General features: G+C 44.9%; 16 protein-coding genes and 1 pseudogene. 6 read left to right on the top strand and 11 right to left on the bottom strand.

Annotated features, from left to right (window positions below; genetic code table 11):
- Positions 1-614 precede the first annotated feature (614 nt).
- The 6 genes from pstA to uxuA all read right to left on the bottom strand — a co-directional run bounded on the left by pstA (position 615) and on the right by uxuA (position 7,813).
- A complete protein-coding gene (gene pstA, locus PAENI_RS15950) occupies positions 615-1,490 on the bottom strand; it encodes a phosphate ABC transporter permease PstA (protein WP_076286458.1) in 876 nt (291 codons plus the stop codon).
- On the bottom strand, positions 1,487-2,434 hold the full coding sequence (gene pstC, locus PAENI_RS15945) for a phosphate ABC transporter permease subunit PstC (protein ID WP_149645965.1): 948 nt from the start codon (positions 2,432-2,434) through the stop codon (positions 1,487-1,489). Before pstC ends, pstA begins: the two co-directional genes overlap by 4 nt.
- 82 nt (positions 2,435-2,516) lie before the next feature.
- Positions 2,517-3,377 (bottom strand): phosphate ABC transporter substrate-binding protein, encoded by an 861-nt coding sequence (locus PAENI_RS15940; protein ID WP_042191274.1) that lies wholly within the window; start codon positions 3,375-3,377, stop codon positions 2,517-2,519.
- Positions 3,378-3,432: 55 nt separating this feature from the next.
- A complete protein-coding gene (locus tag PAENI_RS15935; RefSeq protein WP_149645964.1) occupies positions 3,433-4,869 on the bottom strand; it encodes a stalk domain-containing protein in 1,437 nt (478 codons plus the stop codon).
- A 244-nt stretch (positions 4,870-5,113) separates the two neighbouring features.
- Positions 5,114-6,736: a mannitol dehydrogenase family protein gene (locus PAENI_RS15930; protein ID WP_149645963.1), complete on the bottom strand. Its 1,623-nt coding sequence runs from the start codon at positions 6,734-6,736 to the stop codon at positions 5,114-5,116.
- A complete protein-coding gene (gene uxuA, locus PAENI_RS15925) occupies positions 6,737-7,813 on the bottom strand; it encodes a mannonate dehydratase (RefSeq protein ID WP_149645962.1) in 1,077 nt (358 codons plus the stop codon).
- Positions 7,814-8,035: 222 nt separating this feature from the next.
- Between uxuA and PAENI_RS15920 the strand changes: the two genes are divergently transcribed.
- A complete protein-coding gene (locus PAENI_RS15920; RefSeq protein WP_076300701.1) occupies positions 8,036-8,689 on the top strand; it encodes a GntR family transcriptional regulator in 654 nt (217 codons plus the stop codon).
- A 96-nt stretch (positions 8,690-8,785) separates the two neighbouring features.
- Here PAENI_RS15920 and PAENI_RS15915 read toward each other — a convergent pair whose 3' ends face one another.
- The 3 genes from PAENI_RS15915 to PAENI_RS15905 all read right to left on the bottom strand — a co-directional run bounded on the left by PAENI_RS15915 (position 8,786) and on the right by PAENI_RS15905 (position 15,512).
- The gene (locus tag PAENI_RS15915; protein ID WP_076300700.1) at positions 8,786-9,841 is read right to left on the bottom strand and encodes an NAD(P)-dependent alcohol dehydrogenase; all 1,056 of its coding nucleotides are present in this window, start codon (positions 9,839-9,841) and stop codon (positions 8,786-8,788) included.
- Positions 9,842-9,884: 43 nt separating this feature from the next.
- Positions 9,885-13,325, bottom strand: coding sequence for a glycoside hydrolase family 2 TIM barrel-domain containing protein (locus tag PAENI_RS15910; RefSeq protein WP_149645961.1), 3,441 nt, complete (start codon positions 13,323-13,325; stop codon positions 9,885-9,887).
- A 96-nt stretch (positions 13,326-13,421) separates the two neighbouring features.
- Positions 13,422-15,512, bottom strand: a complete 2,091-nt coding sequence (locus PAENI_RS15905; protein WP_149645960.1) for an alpha-glucuronidase family glycosyl hydrolase — start codon at positions 15,510-15,512, stop codon at positions 13,422-13,424.
- A 125-nt stretch (positions 15,513-15,637) separates the two neighbouring features.
- On the opposite strand from PAENI_RS15905, the gene PAENI_RS15900 reads away from it, so the two are divergent.
- From PAENI_RS15900 to PAENI_RS15880, 5 genes are all read left to right on the top strand, one after another.
- Positions 15,638-16,522 (top strand): helix-turn-helix domain-containing protein, encoded by an 885-nt coding sequence (locus tag PAENI_RS15900; protein WP_149645959.1) that lies wholly within the window; start codon positions 15,638-15,640, stop codon positions 16,520-16,522.
- A 262-nt stretch (positions 16,523-16,784) separates the two neighbouring features.
- Positions 16,785-17,516 carry an ABC transporter ATP-binding protein gene (locus PAENI_RS15895; RefSeq protein ID WP_188114590.1) on the top strand — a complete coding sequence of 244 codons (732 nt, stop codon included), beginning with the start codon at positions 16,785-16,787 and terminating at the stop codon, positions 17,514-17,516.
- Positions 17,513-18,568 (top strand): ABC transporter permease, encoded by a 1,056-nt coding sequence (locus PAENI_RS15890; RefSeq protein WP_149645958.1) that lies wholly within the window; start codon positions 17,513-17,515, stop codon positions 18,566-18,568. Before PAENI_RS15895 ends, PAENI_RS15890 begins: the two co-directional genes overlap by 4 nt.
- Positions 18,569-18,626: 58 nt before the next feature.
- Complete coding sequence (locus PAENI_RS15885) at positions 18,627-19,316, top strand: TetR/AcrR family transcriptional regulator (RefSeq protein ID WP_149645957.1); 690 nt, start codon at positions 18,627-18,629, stop codon at positions 19,314-19,316.
- A gap of 82 nt (positions 19,317-19,398) precedes the next feature.
- Positions 19,399-22,743 carry a DEAD/DEAH box helicase gene (locus PAENI_RS15880; protein ID WP_149645956.1) on the top strand — a complete coding sequence of 1,115 codons (3,345 nt, stop codon included), beginning with the start codon at positions 19,399-19,401 and terminating at the stop codon, positions 22,741-22,743.
- A 59-nt stretch (positions 22,744-22,802) separates the two neighbouring features.
- Here PAENI_RS15880 and PAENI_RS15875 read toward each other — a convergent pair whose 3' ends face one another.
- Both PAENI_RS15875 and PAENI_RS15870 read right to left on the bottom strand, forming a co-directional pair.
- Positions 22,803-23,918 (bottom strand): exosporium glycoprotein BclB-related protein, encoded by a 1,116-nt coding sequence (locus PAENI_RS15875; protein WP_316502824.1) that lies wholly within the window; start codon positions 23,916-23,918, stop codon positions 22,803-22,805.
- A 364-nt stretch (positions 23,919-24,282) separates the two neighbouring features.
- A pseudogene (locus PAENI_RS15870) lies at positions 24,283-25,560 on the bottom strand (collagen-like protein); the annotation flags it as partial.

Here is a 25,560-nt window from a genome sequence, read left to right as displayed (position 1 = left end):
ATGTGGCTGGACCCGACATCTGGTGATGCTTCTCGGGGCATCTTAAGGTGGTGTGTCGGCTGGTCTATGATCAGTGCACTAGGCTTGTTGAGTGACTAAGTCTCGGCCGAGTACAGTTGGCGTTCCTCAGACCATCCTTGGGCGCTGTATCAACTGTGGTACGCTCGATACACTAGATTGGTTGAGGGAACTAGGAGCTCGACGGTGGCGTATTATGAGCAACTGGGTATCGGATTCGTGGCAGCTTACATTAGGACGAGGACCTTTCAGTTTTTGGAGCTACATAGGGTGAACAGATCGAATGGTTATTTCCTACCGAGACTATAGTTTTAGGGAAATCCTCCCTGATATTTACCTATAATCTCTAAAAAACAAACTTTTCAGGGAATTCCTCCCTAAATATTTCCTAAAAACCGCTAATCATGAGTAATCAAGGATATTTCAGGGAGGTTTTCCCTAATTATGCTTCTAAAGAGCATAAAACGCTGAATTTTAGGGAGATATTCCCTAATTACGAATAAACAACTTCAATCCATTACTAATCCATCGACACCCCATCAATAACCCTATAAACAAATAAAGGCCTACAGGCTTCCCCCGTAGACCCCAATTCATTACTTCCGGCGATTGCTAAGCCACAACGGAAATCGAAATACAAAATTGATAAACAAAACTACAAATACAAGTACGGCTGCCGACTTATCAGCAATTTGACGCGCATCTTCTACAATCGCCTCGGATTGTACATACCAAAGATGTACGGCCAGTGTTTCACCCGGCGAGAACAGATTGAAATCCCACATTTCTCCCGAGGTACTGAGACCAGCGGTAAGGATAATAACCGCAGACTCCCCGAAGGCGCGTCCAGCAACGAGACAAATCCCAGTAACAATGGCAGACATTGCAACGGGCAGGACTACCGTGCGGATCACGTGGAATTTAGTCATCCCAAGCGCATAACCAGCCTCGCGGATCTCCCCGGGGACAGCACGTACCGCTTCCTCTGTCACTCGCGCAAGCATAGGTAGATTCAGCAGTGCCAAGCTGACGCCTCCGCCAAGAATCGTCAGACCGATATCGAAATATTCCGCAAAAATCGCGAGTCCGAGCATACCGAACACAATCGATGGTACCGATGAAAGAGATTCTACGCAAATACGTAGTGCGCCTGTAAATTTATTGTCTGGTGCATATTCAGCCATATAGATTCCCGCACCCAAACCAATTGGAACGGAAATAAACAGCGAGATGAACAAAATGTAAAAGGAGTTAAACAGCACCGGGCCAATCCCACCACCTGCGTCAATCTCTTCAGGCTGTTTAATTAAGAAATCGGGCCGAAGTGCCGGTAAACCTTTACTAAGAATCGTGAAGAGCAGCCAGAAGATCAGCAGCATGACTAAAGCCCCAAGCGTATAAAACCCTATGGTTGCAATTTTATTGTTTCTTTGAGCACGCGCTGTATGCTTTGTACTTGCGAATCCGTTCACGCTGCATCCCTCCTTTTTCTGCCCAGCACGCGGATGATCAGAATTAATACAAATGATATTACCAGCAGGAGAAATGCCATCATATGTAGCGCATAGTTCCATGTAGAGTCAAACTCTACATTGGAGATTTGCATAACGATGTTACTAGTCAGCACCGATGCTGGCGTGAATAACGTCTTCGCCAATTGCGGTGTATTCCCGATAACCATAACTACAGCCATCGTCTCACCCACAGCACGAGTCATACCCAGAATAACCGCAGAGATAATCCCCCGGCTAGCCGCAGGCAGTATTACACGCATGATTACCTGTAAACGGGTAGATCCAAGCGCATATGCAGCATCCCGATATTTGCGCGGTACAGAGACAATGGCATCATCACTGATTCGGCAAATCGTTGGCAGCACCATTAATGCGAGCACAAGCGCAGCAGCTAACAAGCCATCGCCTAAGCTCTCCCCACTAATTCTGCGCAAGAAAGGAAGTAATACCGTTAAGCCTATATATCCGTAAACAATTGAAGGAATACCTACCAATAAATCTAGCACTGGACGGATAAAAGTCTTCATCCATTTTGGAGCAATCTCTGCACAAAGTACTGCCATCCCTACCGAAATAGGAACTGCAATCAGCAGCGTTAATGCAGTTAGTGAAAGTGTATTTACAATGAAGGCAGCCGCTCCAAAAGAATCCTCTTCCGGCGTCCAGTTAAAGGAAAAGAAAAAGTCCGCAGGCGAGAGATGGCCGAACAGAAGCATAGCCGTTTTGCCGATAAATAGAATTACAAGTCCAAGCACAAAGCAAAGCGCAAGAATGCTGAATAAAAAATAAAACTTAAACAATTTGTTGCTAAACAAATGTCTACCATGACGTTTGGGATTAGCGCTAACCTGCGTTACGCTCTCTTTTCCCCTAGTTGCCAAGCCTTGGACTGGTGCCCCCATACTTTCCCTCCTGTAAGCGGCCACCCCCGTATCAAGATCGGAGCTGGCCGCTGTTACCGTTCAATATGATCTTTAGATGTTATTAGCCCTTCATTGCTGCGATCGGAATAAATTTAAGCTTTTTCAGGGAACCTTGTTGGAACTTCTTGCTTTGTACGTATTCGATGAATTCTTTTGTAGCGCCAGTAGGTTGGCCTTTAGTCATGTAGTAACCATAAGCCCAGATCTTATAAGATCCATTGATTACGTTGTCTGTAGTAGCAGCTATACCGTTGTGTTTAACAGCCTTTACGTCGCCACTTACATATACAAGGTCGATATAACCGATAGAGTTAGGAGTTGTTCCTACGGCAGTCTTCATGTCACCGGATGAACCTGTTTCTTTGTAGTTCTTAGCTTTTTTAACGATATCTCCGCCATCCAAAGCTTTAGCTTGATAGTTAACGCGTGTACCGGAACCGAAAGAGCGAGTGATAACCACGATGTCAGCATCTGCACCGCCTACTTCTTTCCAGTTCGTGATTTTACCTGCGAAAATACCTTTAAGCTGTTCAGTTGTAAGGTTATCTACACCAACATTTTTGTTAACGATTGTAGCAAAAGGAATAACTGCTACTTTGTTTGCTACTTGACCGTCAAAAGCTTTGAAGCCTGGTACGTCGATGCTAGCATCCCAGTCGCAAGCGCCGATATCAGCGATGCCTTTTTTAACAGCTTGAGGTCCAGTTACTGAACCTTTACCTGAGGCTGCGATTTTCACCTTAGGGTGCAGCTTTTGAAATTCTTTTGCCGCTTGAAGCGTCAATGGAAGAAGTGCGGTTGAACCGTTAACTGTGATTTTACCTTTAAGTGAATCGGCTGCTGCTGCAACCCCTGCGAAAGATGCGGTTACCGCAATTACAGCCGTTAGAGCCGTTACTGTTAGCTTTTTGAAAATCTTCATTTGTATTATTTCTCCTCTCGGCTCTACGCCGTTAAAATATGATTAGGGATATTTATTATTTCGACAGTTGCAATGCTTTGCCGCCTTGAACTACCCATACACCGCCGTCACTTACGATAGCAAGCTTGCTTCCATCATTCGAAACAGCTACTTCAGATACATCTTCAGTGGAGCGGAACAGCTCAGTCTTAGCTCCATTGTTATCAACGGAATAGACTACTGTGCTTCCATCTGCCGCTGAACCTGCTACAACCAAGCCGTTCTTAACGCCAGTAGACCAAGTTACTTCAACATCAAGTGCAATGTTGCTGCTTTTTCCGTCTGCTTTTACAACCTTCAATGTGTTAGCTGCGTTACCTTCAGCATCTGCACTCAGGTAAACGACGCTACCATCAGCAGAAATTTCAGGGTACAGTTTGTTATCCGGTGTAGTTGTCAGTGCAGCTGGTTTAGCATCTTTCGTAGCCAGGTCAAGCTTGTAAAGCTGCTCTCCAGCAGAGCTGAAGTCTACAGTAAGAGAATCTTCTGTGCTGTCCGCATCGTTTTTAGCAACACCCGTCAAGTTAACGATATAAACGGCGCTCTTTTCGTCAGCGGAAATGCGCAGTTCGGATTTATTTTCTACTTTGTCTGCCAATACGGATTTAACTTCACCAGTGTCTACAGCGATTTTTGCGAGTTTCTCTTGCTTGTCACCTTGGACGAAGTAAATACTTTTACCATCGTTCGACCACACCAGATCCGTTTTTACACTATTGTCAGTACCAAGTGTCTTAGTAGCTCCGCTAGACAGGTTAATCAGATTCAACAAACCAGTCTCATCATTGAAAGCTCCCCACTGCCCATCCGGCGAAACTGCAAAATCCACTGCACTGTCATTTGATGAAAATACTTCGTAGTTACCTGGCTCTGTGCTGAACTTGATAAGTTGAGCAGATTCAGCATCACTTTTGTTCGCAATCAGACTTCCAGCTGCTGTCCAGTGCAAAGTATCAAACAATCCTTCAGGACGAGCAAAGCTTAGAATCGTGCTAGCGTCAGCATCCAGTTCTCCACCTAATGCATAAACTAACTTTGAAAGCTCTACATAGGTTTTACCGTTATAAAATACTGGAGCAACTGTGAATATCTCGGAATTACCATCTACTTGATAGCTCTTTGAGCCTGTTTTGAGTTGGACATTATGTAATCCTTTGCTGTCATTAAGTTCAAACCCGCCAGCTCCAAGTACTAACTTAGCTCCAATTTCACCAGCTACCTGATTCAGCGAGTACAACTTGTAACCACTGCTATTAATGGTGTTAAACACAATCGGCGTACCATTTACATTCCAAGTGGCTGTACCTTCTTTAACTGCTGTTTTTGCAGCGGTTTGATTGGTAGCCACAGATTTTACATTACTGCCGATGCTAGCTGCAGATACACTCCCAACGCCTACAGTTGCAAGAAGTGCTGAAGCCAACGTTGCGCTAATCCATTTACTGTTTTTCAATTAGATTCACCCTTTTCGTATAGGTAACTGCTAATGTCATTTTCGTCTACAATTGTCAACTCTGTTGCAGAGGAATGTTATGGAAATATTAACTATAATTATTTTTTTGAAAAAGTAGGTATATTAGCGTACTAGACTGCTAAATTCAGATAAACCAAATGGACTAGACACGAAAAAGCCTCATGGGGGATAGCTCTGCGGGGTGCAGTAGCTTTTACTCCATGAGGCTTTTTGTAAATGTGATCTACACTAACTCTTCATTTAAATGCTTTTCCAACGTTCTCCGTACAGCTCCTGGGCCTTTCAGCATCTCATAGAAGTAACTTTCAATCTTGCTACCCAGACCGATTTCATATAACGGTACACCAAAGATCTTCTCATTTTCTAGAATTCTATGCACATTAGAGGTCGAATCTCCCAAAGTCACTCCCTGCAGATGCGCTTGAAGTGACTCCATTAACGGATCGGGACTTAGCTCAAATGAATTCCCTTCATCATCCACTCCGATCAAATAGCGGCACCAAGCAGCAATTGCTAGTGGAATCGCCGTCAATTCAGCTGGATGAAGATCTTCGCGTTGTACATAGGATTTGATCGTTTCCCCATAACGAATGCCTACCTTCTGCGACGTATCTGTCGCAATTCGCTGCGGGGTGTCCGGAATAAATGGATTCGCCAAGCGCTCTTGCAGCACTTCATCCAAAAACTGCTGTGGACGTAGAATGATAGGATCTACAACTACAGGCAATCCTTCCTTATACCCAATCCGCTCGACTAATGTACGTAGGGTCTGATCCTTCATCTCATCCGAAATCTGCTTATAGCCTAGTAGACAGCCAGTGACCGCTAATGCAGTATGCAAGGGGTTTAGACAGGTGGTAACTTTCATCGTTTCTACCCTGTTCACGGTCTCACGATCTGTGAATATAATGCCGGCTTCTTCTAATAAAGGTCGCCCATTCGTAAACTTATCCTCAATGACCAGATATTCACTAACTTCTGCGTTAACAAAAGGCGCGGTATGAGCGTTCCTCGAGGTAATAAGTATATCCATGCCGCCAATCCCCTGCTCCTGTAAAGCATTACGTACTACCTCGGATGGACGTGGTGTGATTTTATCGATCATCGACAAGGGGAATGTTATGTGACTCTCGTCTTCGAGGTACGCAACAAAACCTTCCTCCACAATCCCTTTCGCAGCCCATGCCTTGGCGATTGTAATCACGCTATTTTTCAACATATCCCCATTGTGCGAACAGTTATCCATACTGACAAAAGTCATCGGATACTGCCCCTTAAGATATCGACGGTACGCTAGAGAAGCGATCACACTCATGCTGTGGGAAGGCTGCTCTGGCCCTTGCTCCATATCCTTCTTCACGATATCAAGGTACATTCCATCAGGACCGGTCAAGGTATAACCTTTCTCTGTAATGGTGAAGCTGGCCATCTGCAGGCTCGGGTTTTCAAAAATTTCAACCAAACGGCAGTAATCCTGCGCTCGATTCTTGTTTGCCATAATAGCTTCGGTAATGCTGCTAATGACCTTTTTTGTAAACTCGCCACTCGCATTCATTAGTACGAGAAGTGTTAAATGATCATGCGGTTTATAAATTTTGTCAATCAGCTCGTAGTCAGAGGAGGTAGCGGCAATAATACCTGTATCTGCTTTTCCAAGATCCAACAGCTTCTGGTGAGCATTCGCAACAAATCCCCGAAAAATATTTCCCGCTCCAAAATGAACCCATTCCGGCCTAACACGCGTATTCTCCGCCACCTGCTCATAATCAAACTGAGGAAGCTCCACGTCAGCGTCCTTCCACGCCTCTGCACATGATTGAATACTCTCTCTTGTCAGAAGCAGCATTCACTTCACCCCCATCGTATTGTCGAGACTATCCCACACACCAAGTAAATACATGATCCCCATTGCTCTATCGTACAGCCCGTACCCCGGGCGGCAAGTCTTCTCTTCCCCCCACAAATGTCGACCATGATCTGGACGCACATACCCCGTATATCCATTCTCATGATACGCTTTAACAACCTCTGCCACATCCACACTGCCATCCCGTCCACGATGAGAGACCTCAATAAAATCTCCGTTCTCAAAAACCTTAACATTTCGAATATGAGCAAAATGAATGCGATTACAGAATTCCCGAATCATAGCCGGCAGATCGTTCTTCGGATTCGTACCGAGCGACCCAGTGCAGAAGGTTAATCCATTATACGGACTATCCACTGCGTCAAGTAAACGACGGATCGTATCACGGCTGCGGACAATGCGGGGCAAGCCAAAGATCGGCCAAGCAGGATCATCGGGATGAATAGCCATTTTGATATCGACTTCTTCACAGACAGGAATAATGCGCTTCAGAAAATAGACCAAGTTCTCGAACAGCTTCTCTTCCGTTACATCTGCATAAGCGGCGAATAGCTCATCGAGCTTCGCAAGACGCTCCGGCTCCCAGCCAGGCATCGTAAATTCGCCGGCCCCCTTGAGAATACGATTCACCATGTCGCGCGGGTTCTCATTAATGGCCGCATTTTCATAAAAAAGAGCATTCGAGCCATCTGGCAATTCCTTGTACAGCTCCGTCCGAGTCCAGTCAAAGATCGGCATGAAATTGTAACAGATCACTTTAGTACCGACCTTGGCTAGCTTCCGTATGGTGTCTATGTAAATATCGATATATTTATCACGCGTCGGGAGTCCAATCTTGATATCATCATGGACGTTCACACTCTCTACTACGGCAGTGCTAAACCCTTTGCTCGTAATTTGATCCGCAACCTTTTGAATGTCATCCATTTCCCACACTTCGCCCGCTACCTTATGATGTAGTGACCAGACAATACCCATTACCCCCGGAATTTGCCGGATATGATCAAGCGTAATGTTGTCATTGCCTTCTCCATACCATCTCCATGTCATTTTCATCTAGATAAAACCTCCTATAATTTCATATGTCGAGATCTTGTATACAAGATAATATACTCAAATATTAGATTTAAATAATACCTTTTGTCAATGAAATAAAATCAATAATCCCTATTCTTGTATACAAGATAAAAATATTATATAATGAAATCACTATCTTATTTCAGGATCCCGTTTCAGATATCCGCATTACAAATTCAACGGCAATGGAGACGCAACCTCATGTCCACCAAAAATGATATTTTGAACCTATTAAAGCACGAAATTCTTAATTTAACACTAAAACCTGGAACCATTCTAAGTGAGACCGTGTTATCCGAACGGTTTCAGATATCCAGAACACCTTTGCGCGATGTACTAAAGCAGCTATCCCTCGAGTCCTATATTGATGTGTATCCGAAGAAAGGGAATCTGGTTTCATACATTGATTTGGAATCTGTCGAGCAAATGATCTATTTAAGAAGCGTTTTAGAAAAGGATATTATCAAAGGTCTATGCGATAGCCTTACTCTTAAAGGAATTATAGAACTTAAGAAGAACCTAGAAGAACAGAAAAATGCCATACATCAAGAACATTCCATTGAGCACTTTTTTGCATTGGATGACGCCTATCATAAGACGTTATTCACATTAGCAGGACATGAATTTTTGTGGGAGCAAATTAAGTTTTCCCATGTGCATTATGAAAGATATCGACGCTTGCATACGCTAAAGCAAGAAAAGCTGGAGAAAATTTTGAGCGAGCATCACATGATCCTGGATTGTATGACAAACCATGAACCAGACAAAGTGGATGAGCTAGTCCAGCATCATTTGCGTGAAGATATGAACTCCTTATACTTACTGGAGAATTTTGCAGATTATATTAAAGCGTAATAACGCGTATTTACAGAGTTTACATAAAAATAAAAAGACCGCCTCAAGCAGCCATTTTCATGGCTTTTGGGACGGTCTCTTTTTTTATATCACGCATTAAGGCATATTCGGATAAATCATTACCTTAATACTTGTATCCTTCTCTTTACGTGCTACTTCAAGAGCTTCTTGAGTATCTGTAAGCGCAAAGCGATGCGTAACTATTTTCTCAATATCTAATGAAGAATGCTGCAACGCTTGAATCGCAGCCGGATAGGTATTCGCGTAACGAAAAACACCATAAGCATCGATCTCACCATCGATAAATTGTCCCATGTCCATGGGAATAGCACTATCGGCTGGTAAACCGACAAACACAATTCTCCCGCCACGGCGAACCCACTTAATTGTATCCGCCATCGCCCTTGCGTTACCCGATGATTCTACGACGAGTGTAACTCCAAATCCGTTCGTTAACTCATTGAGTCGCTGTCCAACATTCTCTTTTACTGGATCTAATGCTGCAGTGAAGCCCATCTCCATTGCAAGTTGACGCCGAAAAGGTACGACATCCGTACCATAAATTTCAGAAACGCCAAATAGCTTTGCTGCTTGTCCTGCAAGCAGTCCGATCGGACCAAGACCCGTTATCAGCACTCGATCAAACGGTTGAACCTTACCACGCATCATTGCGTGAAAACCAACCGACAATGGCTCCAGCATTGCACCTTCCTCATAACTCATAGAATCCGGAAGTTTAAATAGATAATCGCTTGGCATGACAATGTATTCTGCCCAAGCCCCATTTACTGGGGGTGTTGCAAGAAAGACCACATCTGGGCACAAATTATAACGTCCTGATTTACAATAGTCGCATTGTCCACAGGTCACGCCTGGCTCAACCGCTACTCGGTCACCTACAGCTATATTTGATACCTGCTTACCAACCTCAACGACTTCACCAGCCAGCTCATGGCCTAATATGATCGGTTCCTTTACTACATAACGACCGATTCTTCCATGCTCATAGTAATGAACATCTGACCCGCAAATTCCGATACAATACACCTTAATTAGCGCTTCATTATCCTTAGGAACAGGAATATCTATTTGCTTCACAGAAATCGATAATTGCTCATCCATTATTGCAGCATTCATCTTGCCTGTTAACATGTACACGCACCTCATTTATCGTAGTAGTTGAAAGGACAATCGATCATTCAAACCGAAACCAACCGAAATCGAACTGACTTCCAGGCAAGAAGATAAACGTTACCTTCTGCTCCTCTGTCACTTTCTCCAACTCAAATACTCGCTCTACATATCCATCTGACTGTGTAAATTCGATCAGTTGATTGTTAGATGCTTCACCCTCTTCGAAGCGAAGATGAATGGTGTTCTTATCGATCGGAGATCTCCCACAAATGACAAGCTTTGAAGTACCTTCCGTCGTAAAATCCATCTGCTCGAACACGAGAGATACGTTATTCCCGATTCCTTCAACACCCTGTTCCGCGATGGTGAACGTATCACCATAAATGCGATCACAATCCACAGCCCTATTCTGCTCGAACGCTCGGTTCTTTTTCACAAATGAGAAGCCTTTAATGTGCACCTTCTTCTGTAATACAAAACAAATAGAGCTGATACCCGTGAGTCTCTTAGATAATAGATAAGTTGCCTCCTGATAAACATTCCATTGCGATTCCTTCTGATAAATAACGTCTGCCAAAAGCTCACTATTCTCTTCGTCCGGCATGCCTTCCCAAATCTGGAGCTCGTAGGCTTCGCTAGACAATGCGAATAGGGGAATCGTTATCAAATCCGAGCCGTAAGTTCCAAAGTCAATCTCGCGATAAGCAACCTGCGTCTCACCATCTCGACTCGTAGCTACGCCTCGTTCATTTCCGTTTCCGACTTCGCCTTTAACCTCGTCATATAGACCACCAGATATAAATCCATACGGATCCTTGTAAGCCGTCCCCAGACCGCTCGCTGTAAATTCCAACTGTGAAATCAGCTTTGTCTTTTCCGTACCGTTCTTACTCATACAGCGAACGCGGAAACTCCCATCTCCTAACGCCGTGATCTTGGCTTCTTGTCCCAGTTGTTCGAGCCGCGCTAGATTGGACTCAATCCCTGCATCATTTACAATACTCCACTCCACTTCAGTATAGGAAGTGTCTTTAGGGTAAAGGATGGCGTGTACATTCATTTCTCTTCTATTTTCATTAAACTGTTGTCCAGAATAACTTATAATTTCTATCTTTCGTAAAGGAATTTCTTCTACATTTCCCATTACACAGGGCAACTCTAGATTTCTAGTGTTAGCTGAAATGCCTATTCCACGATCTGCCACAGGGAGCGATTGAAGCTGTAGCTTACTACCTACTACACCTTTCGAGGTAACCTCAACTGTTATCGTACCTGCTTCTAAACTCGCAGCAACAATCGCCATAAGCTTGCCGCTGAACAAGCGTCTACTCCTTCCTTTGTATGGATCATAGTCCGTGCTGTCTCCATTATCTAAACCGATCAAACGGCCTGCTCCGCCCACCTGAACCTGAACGCGATTATTTGCATTCTCAACGGCATTACCGCGCTCATCGTTCATCGTAATTTCGACGAAGATTAAATCAGTTCCGTTCGCAAGGAGTGTACCCTTATCAGCCTTTAAGCAGATTCGACTCGCATCACCGAACGATTTCCTGATGTCTACTGCAATGATTTGGCCAGCCTCATCATAAGCGATTGCCCTAAGCTCGCCTGGTTCATAAGGAATCTTCCACCAGCCCGCTAGCTGTGTTCCATGCACATGATCGATTTCATAGGTCCCAACAGTCTCACCATTAAACTGCAATTCTATCTTGGGAGCATTCGAGCAGACTCGAACATCGATCATTTGACCGGGATTGAAATCCCAATAGGGAAAAATATGCACCATGGGATGCTCCTTGTAATTTGTCCAAGCCGATTGATAGATGTAATATGAATCCTTTTTAAAGGTCGCTGTATCAATCTGCCCAAAATACGAACTCTTCGTATGATACGGTGTAGGTTCACCAATATAATCAAAACCCGTCCATATAAATTGCCCTAATGAGAACGCTGCATCTCGCTCCGCGATAATACACGCTTCTGCTGACTTCGCTCCCCAGCTTGTAGAGCTATTACCTAGTGCAGAGCACTGCTCATCGTCATCAGCTAGGATGGATTGCTCGAATGGAAAATGATATATTCCCCTGCTCTGCACAATAGAGGCGGTTTCACTACCATAGATAATCCAGTCAGGATGTTCCGCGTGATGCTGATGGTAATATTTTTCCGCATAATTGTAGCCTGCCACCTTTACGATGTCCGCACATTTCTGAGCATTCTCCCATGGCATATAGTTCGATCCAATGGTTACTTTCCCGTTGCCTCTCGGATCATATTGAAGCACGGCTTCCATCAACATGCTCGTCAATTCTTGCCCTCGCTTGTCAGCATGCGTATCATAAATTTCATTGCCAATACTCCACATTAACAAGCTCGGATGATTACGATCTCGCATGACCCAGCATCTCACATCTTTTAACGCCCAATCCTTGAAAAATCTTGCGTAATCATATGTGGTCTTCGATCGCTCCCACATATCAAAGGCTTCTGAAACCACAAGCAGCCCCATTTCGTCCGCCAGATCCATAAGCTCTGCAGCAGGCATATTATGAGCGGTGCGTATTGCATTTACACCCATGTCCTTTAAGATCTCAAGTCTTCTTCTCAATGGTGCTGTATGAAACGCCGAACCCAATGCTCCAAGATCATGATGCTCACAAACTCCGTTAAGCTTAATCTTTACCCCATTCAGAAGCATTCCCTCTTGCGGATCCAGTACAATCGTTCGAAAGCCTATACACTGTGTTACTTCTTCTATTGTTGTCCACACTTCATCAGAGCCCTGATCAGGTGCCTTATGCTGCAATTCCGTTTTTAGCTGATATAAATGCGGCTCACCGGGGCTCCATAATAAAGGATTCTCTACAGTCAGCACCTTACTTACACGTGAGGTAACTTGTGTTTGATCTCCAGCCGAGATTTTCTCAACACAGGTCTTTATCACTCGATCCTTATGAAGAATGGTTTGGGAAAGCCGCATATCTTCTGTTATGTTTAGGTCGGTGTCGATCTCCACTCGCCAAACGTCATTATTTTGTACCGTATGAATGTAAGTTCCATCTGTCACGATATGATTGCAATCTCTTGTCTTGAGCCATACATTCCGATAGATACCCGCTCCTGAATACCATCTACTATTCGGACTCTGATGCACAACCTTCACTAGAATTTCATTTTCCCCGTCTATGAGCATATCTGTAATCTCGTATTCAAAGGAAGAATAACCGTATTTCCACTCCCCAACCCATTGATGATTCACATAAATCGTGGAGTCCATATAAATACCATCAAAACACAGCAATAGCTGCTCATCGTTCTTCGTATTTATAAAATACTTTCGATACCAGCCAACACTATTCTCATATAAGTCTAACGTGTTATAAATCAACCAATCATGTGGGAGATCGACGGGATGGAAATCCAAGGACTCAGCATTCGTCACTTCTAAAGTACTTTTGGCGAATTCCCAGCCCTCATTAAATAATCTTTTCTGATTCAAGGTGTATCTTCCTTTCTTCTCATAGGATTATGAAACAAAGGGATGGAGCAATAGAAGGAGTGGCCCTGCTGGACACACTCCTCCTATTGCTAATATTTAGTATATTGTGCGTTGATGCTGGTCTGGGATACCGCTTTTACGATAGAAATACGTATTGATGATATCTCTCCACTCGCGGGCATGTAGTGCCTGTTCATGCAGACGGTCTGCCACCTCCCCATACCTGCTATCGTCCATTTTTCCCTCAAGGGATTCCCACTTCTCTTTCAGCCCTGCTGCGCGATCCACGCCAACAAAATGCGTATCATAAATATGCTGGATGACCGTTTTACCAGATTTAAGAGTATGCGTATACGGTACATGATGAAAGAACAGTAATAGCTCATCTGGACAAGTAGCTACCGATTCATACAAATCTACATTCGCTCCTTGATACTGAGCAACATAACCCGTACCCGTCTTCATTGTCCGGTCTACACCAATCCCTTGTAAGTCTGCAAAATGATACGTTCCCCATTTCGAATACTCATATCCATCCACATTTGGACCGTAATGATGATCTGGATTGACCATCCAGCCTACGCCAAGCGGCGAAGTATAAGATTCATAGATATGCCAAGAGGTTAACAAGATCTCACGAATCGTGACTATTAACTGCTCATCCTCTGCACCGAATGTGAGCATAATCCATTCCTTCGCGATTTGCTCTGCACTTAATTCCGGATTCCAAGCGAGACGACCGTAACCATACAGATTGGCCTGCGCTAATAAATGCCCCGTCCAGTTATGATCATTACCAATATTCGAAACAGCAGCGAAGCCGCTATATTTATAACCGTACATGGATCCATCGACGACCCGTTTCACCGATGACTCCGAATCCGTTGCGTAAGTATTAAAATCAAGAACTTCCTTCCATTGAGGAATGAGGTAGCAGACATGACGCTGTTGGCCTGTGTATTCCTGTGTAACCTGAAATTCAATCATCATATTCGTATGCTTCATGGCACCGAACAACGGAGACACACCTTCCCGTACTTGAAAATCCATCGGTCCATTCTTCACCTGCAAAATAACATTATCCATGAATCGACCATCTAGCGGTTTAAAGTGATCATATGCCGCACGTGCACGATCGGTGGAGCGATCCCGCCAATCCTGTTTGCAATTGTAAACGAAGCAGCGCCAGATGACGATTCCCCCGAAAGGCAATAAAGCTTCAGCCAGCATGTTCGAACCTTCTGCATGATCACGATCATAAGTGAATGGACCTGGACGATTCTCTGAATCAGCTTTTACGAGGAAACCGCCGAAATCTGGAATCAATTTATAAATTTCTACCGCCTTTGCCTTCCACCATTGGCGTACATCAGAATCTAACGGATCAGCTGTATTCAATCCACCGATTTCGATCGGGCTAGCATAGTTAATACTTAGGAATAGCTTCACCCCGTAGTTACGGAAGATATCGGCAATCCTCGCGATATCAGGCAGATAGCGCTCTGTAATAAACATCGTTTCAAACCGATGTACATTGACATTGTTTATAGCAATCGCATTGATTCCTATCGAAGCGAGCATTCTCGCATAATCTTCCAATCGATCAAAGTCCTTAGTGATTTCGTTGTCTGAGTAGAATATGGACTTCCCTGCGTAACCACGTTCGATGCTTCCATCGATGTTATCCCATTGATTCATCATGCGGAGCGTATTTACCGGCTGATCCAACATATCCAACGCCTTAATCGATTGACCCGTTCCAAGCAAGCGTAGGAATGCAAATACACCGTACAGTAAACCCACGGGTGTGGAAGCACCAATTGCAATACAGTCCTTCTCCGTGTTTGCTCGAATGGCATATCCTTCTGATCCAATTGCTGTCCTTGTAGCCTCGCTAAAGGTATGCGTAATCAACGGATGATTACTATCAAACGTACCGATTGCAATACAAGCTTGTTTTTCTTTATCCTGAGATTCAGCAATGGTAGCTTCTATATCCAGCATTCCTTGTATGCCACGTGTTAGTTCTTGCACAGCACTTTTGATCACTGGATGATCTTGTTTGACTGTCAAAATGTTATAGCACCAAGGAGAATAGCACTCTCTTACTGCACTCGATTGAATATATGGATATTCGAGCCAAGCTTTATACCCTGCGTTATGTAATTCTGTCTGTTGTTCTGCCATAATTCGGTGTCCTCCATTAGTGAGTAAGACTTTTTAATCTAGATGTTGCTAGCTGTGCAATGGTTCTCTTATACTTTTGTAAACAATAGGTTATCCGCATCCCTACTAATAGGAGGAACACGAATGTGACGTACCATGAGCAGCAGGACTTACAACCGTTCCAACTCTATTTTGTATATAAAAGAACAAGTACAAATACAGACGACTATCAAGGTACATTCCATGCTCATCAGGGTGTTGAAATTCTTATTGTTCATGAAGGTAAAGGGACGCTGATTATTGATCAAAATAGCTATGAAATAAAGCCAGGGATGATTTGTATTTTCCAGCCGTATCAACTGCATCATATTCAAATTGAAATTAATGAGGCGGTTCCGTTCGTGCGTTCGATCGTGCATTATGAGCCCAGCATATTTAAAGCTTATTTTGAAAAGTGGCCCATCCTACAAAGCTTTTTCAATCATATTCACAGCGGCAATTCTGCCTCACCTCGATGGTATGAACAGCAGGACCTGCAATCCCTGATGGCTCTTTTGAAGGATCTGGATAAAGCGCTTCCAACTTTGCACAAAAATGATTTCATGGAAGAGGTCTCATTGTTTCTCATCACGTTCCTACGTACGTTAAAGCCGCTTTGGGATACACAGCAGAAGCCGGCCTCCATGGAACAATTGCTTCGTAAACCACATCAGGCAGAACGTATTATGGAATGGCTGCAGTTGCATTACAAGGAACCTTTGCGGCTTGATCAAATGAGCAAGGATCTACATCTTTCACCCCATCATTTATCCCACTTGTTCAAGGAATGTACAGGCAGCAGTATTTCCGATTATTTAACGGTCAAAAGAATGCAGGAAGCCGTTCATCTTCTGACTTCAAGCAAATACACGGTTGCGCACATCGCCGAGGAAGTGGGGATCACAAATTGCTCTCATTTTTGCAAATTGTTCAAAACCCATTTCGGCACAACGCCTAATCAATTTCGGAAGCAATGGCATTTGCATCATTGAGTTGTCGAACATCCCAGCTGTATTCCTTATTAACATCATATCAAGTTGGTTCGTGAGCAGGTATTCGCATCTTGTGCAAAAATGCCGCTACTTTGCGATTTACACCTAATTGTAAGTTAGTTTCAAGTAGCGGAAATCTAGCACTTTACATTTACTGGATTCCGGAGCACAATAATGAGTGAGCGCTCACTCATTATTGTTGTGCAGAGCACTCAGTAACACCACTTTGTATCCCAGACTATTCAGAATCGAGGAGATGAATATGGGTTCGGAAGTTCCAGTCATTTCAGTGAGCCATGTTAGTAAAGCCTTTGGAGACAAACAGGTGCTCGAAGATATTTCACTTCAAGTGGAGCGTGCGGAAACCTTCGGCATACTAGGACCCTCTGGCTCCGGAAAAACAACGCTAGTAAAGCTGCTTACAGGTATCGATGTGGTGACCTCAGGTGAGGTAAAAGTGCTTGGTGTCACTATGCCTAAGTTATCCCTGCTGCAGCAAATTGGATACATGGCTCAATCTGACGCCCTATATACAGAACTCAGCGCAAAAGAAAATCTGGAGTTCTTCGCTGCGCTATATGGACTAAAGGGTGCGGAGCGCGGCAAACGCATCAAAGCTGTTATGGAACTAGTAGATCTTCAGGAGCATCTGCGCAAAAGAGTAGATCAATACTCTGGCGGAATGAAACGCCGCCTATCCCTGGCGATTGCGCTGCTCCATGAGCCTCCGCTACTTCTTCTTGATGAACCAACAGTTGGTATCGATCCTGTACTCCGACTATCCATCTGGAAAGAACTAAAAGCTCTGAACGAGAAAGGTACCACGATTGTACTCACTACGCATGTCATGGATGAAGCTGAGAAATGTGATCGCCTTGGAATGATCCGTGATGGCAAGCTGCTTGCCGCCGACACACCTGCCGGACTGCTTGAAGCCACTGGCTCAGCTTCTATTGAAGAAGCCTTTCTATATTATGGAGGTGTCCGTTCATGAGAATCCGAGCGATCACCTTAAGGATTTTGCGACAATTTATTCATGATAAAAGAACGATGGCCTTAATGTTCATTGCACCGCTTATCGTTCTAAGTTTAATGAGCTTGGTCTTCAACGGGGACGCCTATGAGCCAAAAATCGGAGTATCCGGTGTGCCACTAAATATCTCAGCTGCGTTAAAAGAAGAAAATACCACAATTAAAGAGTATGCCAGCGAAGAGCTAGGGAAAAGTGCTCTAGTAGAAGGAAAGATTGACGCTTTGATCACTTTGAACGGAAACGTAGGGAATTCAGGAGTCATCCCTCAAGTGTTGTTAGAGGGTAGTAATCCTACAGCCAACAAGGCGGTAATTATGACGCTTCAAAAGCTTTCTCAGAAGCTCCTTCCAAGTACAGAGGAACAGCTGCAATTACAGCCCCAGATCAGCTACTTATACGGTTCTGAGAATATGAAGACGATTGACCGCTTCGGTCCGATTATGATTGGTGTATTTGTTTTCTTTTTCGTATTCCTGATTGCCGGTGTTTCTTTCCTGCGAGAGCGGACTACAGGCACCCTTGAACGTTTACTTTCCACCCCTTTAAAAAGATGGGAGATTGTACTCGGGTATGTATGTGGCTTCGGCATTTTTACCATATTCCAAGCGCTATTGATCTCGTGGTTTTCCATTCAGATTCTTGGCATTATGATGACGGGAAGCTTTGGTTACGTAATGCTGATCACCTTACTCCTGTCAATGACTGCACTGACGCTGGGCACGCTACTATCTGCTTTTGCAGCCAACGAGCTACAGATGATTCAGTTCATCCCGCTTATTATCGTGCCACAAGTTTTCCTCAGCGGACTGTTCCCACTCGACACCCTACCGCTATGGCTACAGCGCATCGGCTACGCAACCCCAATTTATTATGGATCAGAAGCGCTTATGAACATCATGATCCGTGGCAAAGGATGGAATTCCATCGCTCTGGATGTCTATGTACTGATCGGATTCTCACTATTATTCATGGTGCTGAATGTATTGGCACTGCGCAAACACCGGAAAATGTAGCCTCACTAAGAACTTTCATCGGTTGAACGGAATGAACCAAGTTTGGAGGATAATTGTAATGAAAGAATATGATTCTACGGAACAAAATATAGAAGAGCAGTGGATTGAAGAGCTGCTGGCCATAAGTGAAGAGGATAAACTGACATCGAAGCAGATTTCCATTTTGCATGCGGCGATTGAGGTGTTCTCCGAAAAAGGTTACGCTGCTGCTGCGACTAGTGAAATTGCTCAAAAGGCAGGCGTAGCAGAGGGTACGATTTTCCGATATTACAAAACAAAAAAAGATTTACTGCTCTCCATCATTGGCCCCACCATGAGTCGTATGCTCGCTCCTTTTGTACTGCGGAATTTCAACGGGGTACTCGATGTTCCCTATGATAGTTTCGAAGAATTCCTACGGTCATTTATCGTCAATCGTCTGGAGTTCGCCCGTAGAAATTTTAAAATGCTAAAGATTCTGATACAGGAGATTCCTTTCCAACCGTTGCTCAGAGAGCAGTTCGCAGAAAATATTCTAAGCAAGGTGCTGGAGCGCGTCATCGAAATTGTTGAACACTTCAAGGCAAAAGGTGAAGTCATTGAATTACCCACACCCGCTATTCTACGTTTCACTATTTCATCCATTGGTGGGTATTTGCTTAATCGCCTGCTGCTACAACCGGAGAAGGACTGGAACGATGAGGAAGAGATTAACCTGACGATCCGTTTTATTATGCACGGGATTAGTGGAGTAGCAGCCCCTATTTGATGCGCACGCCCGTTCTGTTATCATAAGGACTATATAATAATCGGACTTTTCGAAGAACAAGTTACGAGGAAGGAATTATGTTATGGGCTTTAGTGTGACAGAACGGGTAATTAAGCTGCTGTGCGGCAAGTCTATTTTTGAAAAAGGATTGGCTTATTACCAGTCTGGAAGCGTCGATATAATAGATGTTGAAGAACGTAATGAATCCATCCCAGATCTGCCCCGCTCTCGTTATGAAGCGTTCGTTCAAGGGGGCATTGGCTACGAAGTCATGATTGTCATCGATATCGACGGTGATGTCACGGCAGAATGTACTTGTCCTGCTTACACGCATGGAGGGCCTTTCTGCAAACATATCGCAGCCGTACTGATCAGCATTGATGCCCTTGAAACTGCTGGAGAACGGCCAGACCGTACCGGAACTTCCAGCCATTCTACTATTGAAGATACTGGAGTCTTAACCCCACGTAATGTTACGGATTCTACGCGAGACATGGGAGGAAGGTCCAGAGACCAGCATCTTGTGAGCAGCCTGCTAGGCATGTTCAGTAACCATAAGCCGCGTCCGAGCGGTACTGGGGCTTTTGTAGATAATAGGATCCCTTTAAATGTCGAGTTCATCTGCAAGCCATTCACTTACAGCTATAGCACTACCATGCTGGGAATAGAAATGAAAATCGGCTCGAAACGACTATATGTCGTTCATAGAATAAGAGGTTTTCTGGAACGTGTACATCGTGGAGAAACCTTCGAATTCTCTAAGCATTTCGTCTATGACCCTGCCATTCACAGCTTTCGGAAGGAAGATAACATCGTTCTTCAGAAGCTAATTGAAATTATCTTAAATGAAAAAATGTATCGCGATAACGTCACTAACTACTCTCCATATGGTGGCAACCTGGGGGGAGATCGCCTGCTGGCTATCCCTCCTTTTTTCTGGGAGACGCTTCAGCCCGCACTTTCAGAGGTTCAGTCGGTATATCTGCAACAAGAAGAGGTGTTGTATGAAGGCATTCATATGTCTAATGAAGCACCGCCCCTTAGCTTTGCGTTCGAACAAGCCGAAGGCGAAGGCTACCATCTGGATATTCAAGGACTGGAGCAGATCTCAGTTCTGGAAGATTACGGACTCGTGCTGTCTGAAGGTAAGCTGTTGAAGCTAACTGCTCAGGAATGCATGCGCCTATCTGAGATGAAAAAAATGCTGGAATCCTCTCGTCGAGATGGCATCGATATTGCCCCCGAACAAATGGAGCCTTTTATGGACAAGGTTATTCCTGGTCTGAAAAAACTGGGAAACGTGCATATTGCCGAATCTATTGCTGATCGAATTGTGCAACATAAGCTTATAGCCAGGCTCTATCTGGACCGCGTGAGAGATCGACTGCTCGCCGGGTTAGAGTTTCAGTATGGTGACATTATCATCAATCCTTTAGACGAAAAAGCCCATATTCGCGGTACGGACTTGATTCTTATACGCGACGGTGAAGGAGAGGCCCGAATTCTGGAGCTGATGGAGCATGAATCCTTCGTCAAAACCGAAGGCGGGTATATTATGACGGATGAGGACGGTGAGTACGATTTTTTATACCACACGATTCCGTTGCTTGAACCACTATTAACGGTCTATGCGACCACCGCTGTCAAAGAAAGACTATTCACGGGAACCACGCCACCAAAAGTGAGTATTAGTTGGAATGAGAAAACCGACTGGCTTGATTTTAAATTCGACATGGGTGGTATTCCCGAATCTGAGATTGTGATGGTCTTAAAATCACTTCAGGATAAACGTAAATACTACCGCTTGCCCGAAGGGGCACTGCTACCGCTGGAGAGCGAGGAGCTCCAAGAAATCATCACCTTTATGAACGAGATGGGCATCCGAGAAGGTGAGATTAAAGGTGCGCAATTTTCTTTACCAGTCGTTCGTGGGTTACACTTAACCTCTTCCGATTCTCAAAGTGACTCAGTCAAACTGAGCAGATCCTTTAAAAGGTTACTTGCGAATATGCACAATCCTGAGAACCTTGACTTCCCTATACCAGAGAGTCTGGCTCCTGTGCTCCGGGATTATCAGCAGTATGGATTTCAGTGGCTGAAGACGCTGGCCCATTACCGTTTCGGGGGGATTTTAGCGGATGATATGGGTCTTGGCAAAACGCTGCAGAGTATCGCTTTTCTGCTCTCTGAGCTTCCGGATATTCGTCAGAGTGGTCTGCCCGCTCTTATTGTCGCTCCTGCCTCTCTCACCTACAACTGGCATAATGAGCTTAAAAAGTTCACGCCTGAGATTAAGGCTGTTATTGCAGATGGAAGCTTAACGGAACGCGGTCGAATTTTAAAAAATGCAGCGAAGGCGGATGTAATCATCACCTCTTACCCGCTGCTTCGCAGAGATGTTCAGTTGTATGCTAAGAAATCTTTTCATACCCTGATTCTCGATGAAGCGCAAACCATAAAGAACCATACGACGCAGACCGCTCAAGCAGTTATGGCTCTTCAAGCCCGGCATCGTTTTGCACTTACTGGGACTCCTGTGGAGAACGCGCTAGAAGATCTTTGGTCCATCTTCGGCACTGTGTTTCCCGGGTTGTTTCCAGGTAAGAAGGCTTTTCACGATTTGCCGAGGGAAACTATCGCTAAACGGGCACGACCCTTTTTGCTGCGGCGCTTAAAGAGTGATGTATTAAAAGAATTGCCTGAGAAAATCGAATCACTCCAAGCCTGTGAGCTGTTCCCTGAGCAGAAGAAGTTATATGTCGCTTATCTCGCCCGTTTGAAAAAAGAGGCGCTTAAGCATCTGACCCAGGATAGCTTCGGTAATAATAATCGGATTAAAATCCTTGCTGGACTCACCCGTCTGCGCCAGCTATGCTGTCACCCTGCTCTATTTGTGGATGGGTATGAAGGAAGCTCTGCCAAGTTCGAGCAGCTGTTTGAAATCATAGAGGAATGCCGCAGTTCAGGTAAACGAATGCTAGTATTCTCCCAGTTCACAGAAATGCTCGGTTTGATTGGACGTGAACTCGGCTATCAAGGTATTCCATATTTTTACCTAGACGGTCAAACGCCTGTGTCTCAGCGCGTAGATTTATGTAATCAATTTAATGAAGGGGAGCGGGATATTTTCCTGATCTCCTTAAAAGCTGGCGGAACCGGACTCAACTTAACAGGAGCAGACACTGTCATTCTATACGATCTATGGTGGAACCCTGCCGTCGAACAGCAAGCTGCAGATCGGGCTCACCGAATCGGACAGAGAAAAGTAGTTCAAGTCATTCGGCTCGTCACCCAAGGTACTGTGGAAGACAAAATGTATGAGCTACAACAGAAGAAAAGGAACTTGATCGATGAGGTAATTCAGCCAGGTCAGGAAGGGTTATCTACGCTTACAGAACAAGACATCCGAGAGATTCTAATGATCTAAATAAAGGGATATCCTCTGACCATACGGCTTTTGGGATATCCCTATTTCTGTATTCATCATTATACGATGGTAACTCCAGCACTACCGTACCCGGCAATGGTTGTCGCAACGTCAACTCCATCTATGACTGATGCACTAAAGACTAATAATAAGCGTTCTCCAAGAGTCACAGGGATACTCAAACCTGTGGTTGTTCCCGTGCTAATCGTGCCGATAGCAAGTGTTCCTTGAAGGGAAGGAGTTAATGTTACTGTAGCCCCAGGTATTGCTGTAAAGGTATTGTTAGGTGTAGAAGAACTAAATAAACGAGCTGTTATTGATAATGTAGAACCCAATAAACTAAGTGCAGCTGTTGTGCTGAAATAGGCCGCTAAAGAGGTAATCGTTCCCGTACGTGGAACGGAGAATGCAAAGTTCAACAAGGTTCCAGCCGCACCTGTAAGATCTATCGTACCGCCAGTAACACTTATATTTGTTGCACTACTTCCGAATCCTATGATACTCGAAGTATTCAGTACGCCTCCCAATACAGTTGTCATAGCTACAGGTAGGCCCGAAGCATAAGGAATGATTGCACCTGAACCAGCCGGCCCGGTCGCCCCGGTTACACCTGCACTTCCTGTTGCTCCAGTCACGCCTGCGCTTCCTGTGGCTCCAGTTACACCTGCTATTCCCGTTGCTCCAGTTGCTCCTGCTGTTCCTGTTGCTCCAGCTGTCCCCGTTGCCCCAGTTACGCCAGTACTTCCTGCTGCTCCGGTCGCACCTGTACTTCCCGTCGCACCAGTGTCTCCTGTGGCTCCAGTAGCTCCTGAATAACCTATATTTTCACCATACAATTCAGAGTAGACAAGCCGATGAGCAGCCACTAATTGGCCTGTGCTGCTTTTCCCCCAAACTGAGACTTGAATTGGATCGTCTAATAGAATAGGAGTTGTGAATACAAATTCGAATGAATCAAAATTCGCATAATAATCTTTCGTTAATACTTCATTAGGTCCCACAGTATAAAGCTCACTAACATATAGTGTTCTTGTACCGTTCATATAATATCCTTCGACTTGAATCAACGATGTAGTGACATCACTCTGATTAACAAGTTTAATAGTAACAAGCTGAGTGGGTCTTTCACCGTTTACCAAATTGTTTTCTATAGGACCAGTAGATAAATAACTCAAGTTCTCAACTCCTTTTATTTTAAAATAGATTGCCTACAACAAGATTGTCCTGCATTCCTCCGATCTACTCTAAATTCGCTAACAATGAGCCTATTATATTTTTAAGAGTGAAATTTTTGGCTCTTAATAGTAATATTCTTATCTCGTATTAATGTGTGGACATCCATCAAAAGCTACTACTATATATATTGAATACGTTTAAAAGGGGCTGGAAATCTATTAATATTCATAGACTGTAAATCTCAGGAGCATTACTCCGTTCTGCCCACAACTTGTCCCGTTAACAAAACAGAGGATAGCTCAGGAAGCCATCCTTACGGCTACTGAGCATCCTCTCTTTTCACAATCAAACTCAGAGATAAATTTACGTCAATTCATGAACAGACCAAACTATACCCGAAGTATTGGCACCGCCCAGATTCAAAGGAACCGTCAAGCCATTAGAAACATAGAACAAGCCAATAACGTCACCTGCTGTTAGTGCAAATTCTCCAACCAGCGTTACAGTCCCACTTCCCAAAATAGCTCTCAAATCTAGAATAAGCGCAACATTCACATCCAACACAGGGAATAATCCACTTACCAGATTTGTTGAAGTAGGAGAAGTTCTCTGAACTACGAAAGCTGGATTAATCCCACTACCAAGACTAATTGAGATTGAGGCAGTTGTGGAATAGTTAATGGTCGCTTCAATAGAATATCTACCCGTTGTCGGAACTGTGTAATTTCCCGTAACGGGGTTAAAGGAAGGATCAGAATAGAAAGGGGAAGCCACAGACCATCCAGTCAGTTGGGAAGAAGTAGAAACTGACAAAGCTGATAGGAACGCAGAGAATCCCTCAGCTTGAATGTTCGGACCGGTTGCTCCTGTCGCTCCGGTCACTCCAGCTACTCCTGTTGCACCAGTCACTCCAGCTGCTCCCGTTGCACCAGTCACTCCAGCCGCCCCCGTTGCTCCTGTCACTCCAGCTGCTCCCGTCGCTCCAGTCACTCCAGCTACTCCCGTCGCTCCAGTCACTCCAGCTACTCCCGTTGCTCCTGTCACTCCAGCCGCTCCTGTTGCTCCAGTCGCTCCGTCTGCCCCTGTTGCTCCAGTCGCTCCATCAGCTCCGGTTGCACCAGTCACTCCAGCTGCTCCCGTTGCTCCTGTCACTCCAGCCGCTCCCGTTGCTCCTGTCACTCCAGCTGCTCCCGTCGCTCCAGTCACTCCAGCTACTCCCGTCGCTCCAGTCACTCCAGCTACTCCCGTTGCTCCGGTCACTCCAGCCGCTCCTGTTGCTCCAGTCGCTCCGTCTGCCCCTGTTGCTCCAGTCGCTCCATCGGCTCCCGTTGCTCCAGTCACCCCATCGGCTCCCGTTGCTCCAGTTACACCTGCCGCTCCCGTAGCTCCAGTCGCTCCATCTGCTCCCGTTGCTCCAGTCACTCCAGCTGCTCCCGTTGCTCCAGTCGCTCCATCTGCTCCTGTTGCCCCAGTGGCTCCATCTGCTCCCGTTGCTCCAGTCGCTCCATCGGCTCCCGTTGCTCCAGTCACTCCGTCGGCTCCCGTTGCTCCAGTTACACCTGCCGCTCCCGTCGCTCCAGTCACCCCATCGGCTCCCGTTGCCCCTGTCACTCCGTCGGCTCCCGTTGCTCCAGTTACACC

The sequence above is a fragment of the Paenibacillus sp. B2(2019) genome (assembly GCF_008370385.1).
Taxonomy (GTDB): Bacteria; Bacillota; Bacilli; order Paenibacillales; family Paenibacillaceae; genus Paenibacillus_AQ.
The sequence above is the reverse complement of the archived record's forward strand: the minus strand, read 5'-3'. Positions and strand labels throughout refer to the sequence as shown.

Coding starts and splice junctions, on each gene's coding strand:
- pstC (WP_149645965.1), bottom strand. CDS start 2,434: ATGGGGGCACCAGTCCAAGGCTTGGCAACTAGGGGAAAAGAGAGCGTA.
- PAENI_RS15940 (WP_042191274.1), bottom strand. CDS start 3,377: ATGAAGATTTTCAAAAAGCTAACAGTAACGGCTCTAACGGCTGTAATT.
- PAENI_RS15930 (WP_149645963.1), bottom strand. CDS start 6,736: ATGCTGCTTCTGACAAGAGAGAGTATTCAATCATGTGCAGAGGCGTGG.
- uxuA (WP_149645962.1), bottom strand. CDS start 7,813: ATGAAAATGACATGGAGATGGTATGGAGAAGGCAATGACAACATTACG.
- PAENI_RS15920 (WP_076300701.1), top strand. CDS start 8,036: ATGTCCACCAAAAATGATATTTTGAACCTATTAAAGCACGAAATTCTT.
- PAENI_RS15915 (WP_076300700.1), bottom strand. CDS start 9,841: ATGTTAACAGGCAAGATGAATGCTGCAATAATGGATGAGCAATTATCG.
- PAENI_RS15905 (WP_149645960.1), bottom strand. CDS start 15,512: ATGGCAGAACAACAGACAGAATTACATAACGCAGGGTATAAAGCTTGG.
- PAENI_RS15895 (WP_188114590.1), top strand. CDS start 16,785: ATGGGTTCGGAAGTTCCAGTCATTTCAGTGAGCCATGTTAGTAAAGCC.
- PAENI_RS15890 (WP_149645958.1), top strand. CDS start 17,513: ATGAGAATCCGAGCGATCACCTTAAGGATTTTGCGACAATTTATTCAT.
- PAENI_RS15885 (WP_149645957.1), top strand. CDS start 18,627: ATGAAAGAATATGATTCTACGGAACAAAATATAGAAGAGCAGTGGATT.
- PAENI_RS15880 (WP_149645956.1), top strand. CDS start 19,399: ATGGGCTTTAGTGTGACAGAACGGGTAATTAAGCTGCTGTGCGGCAAG.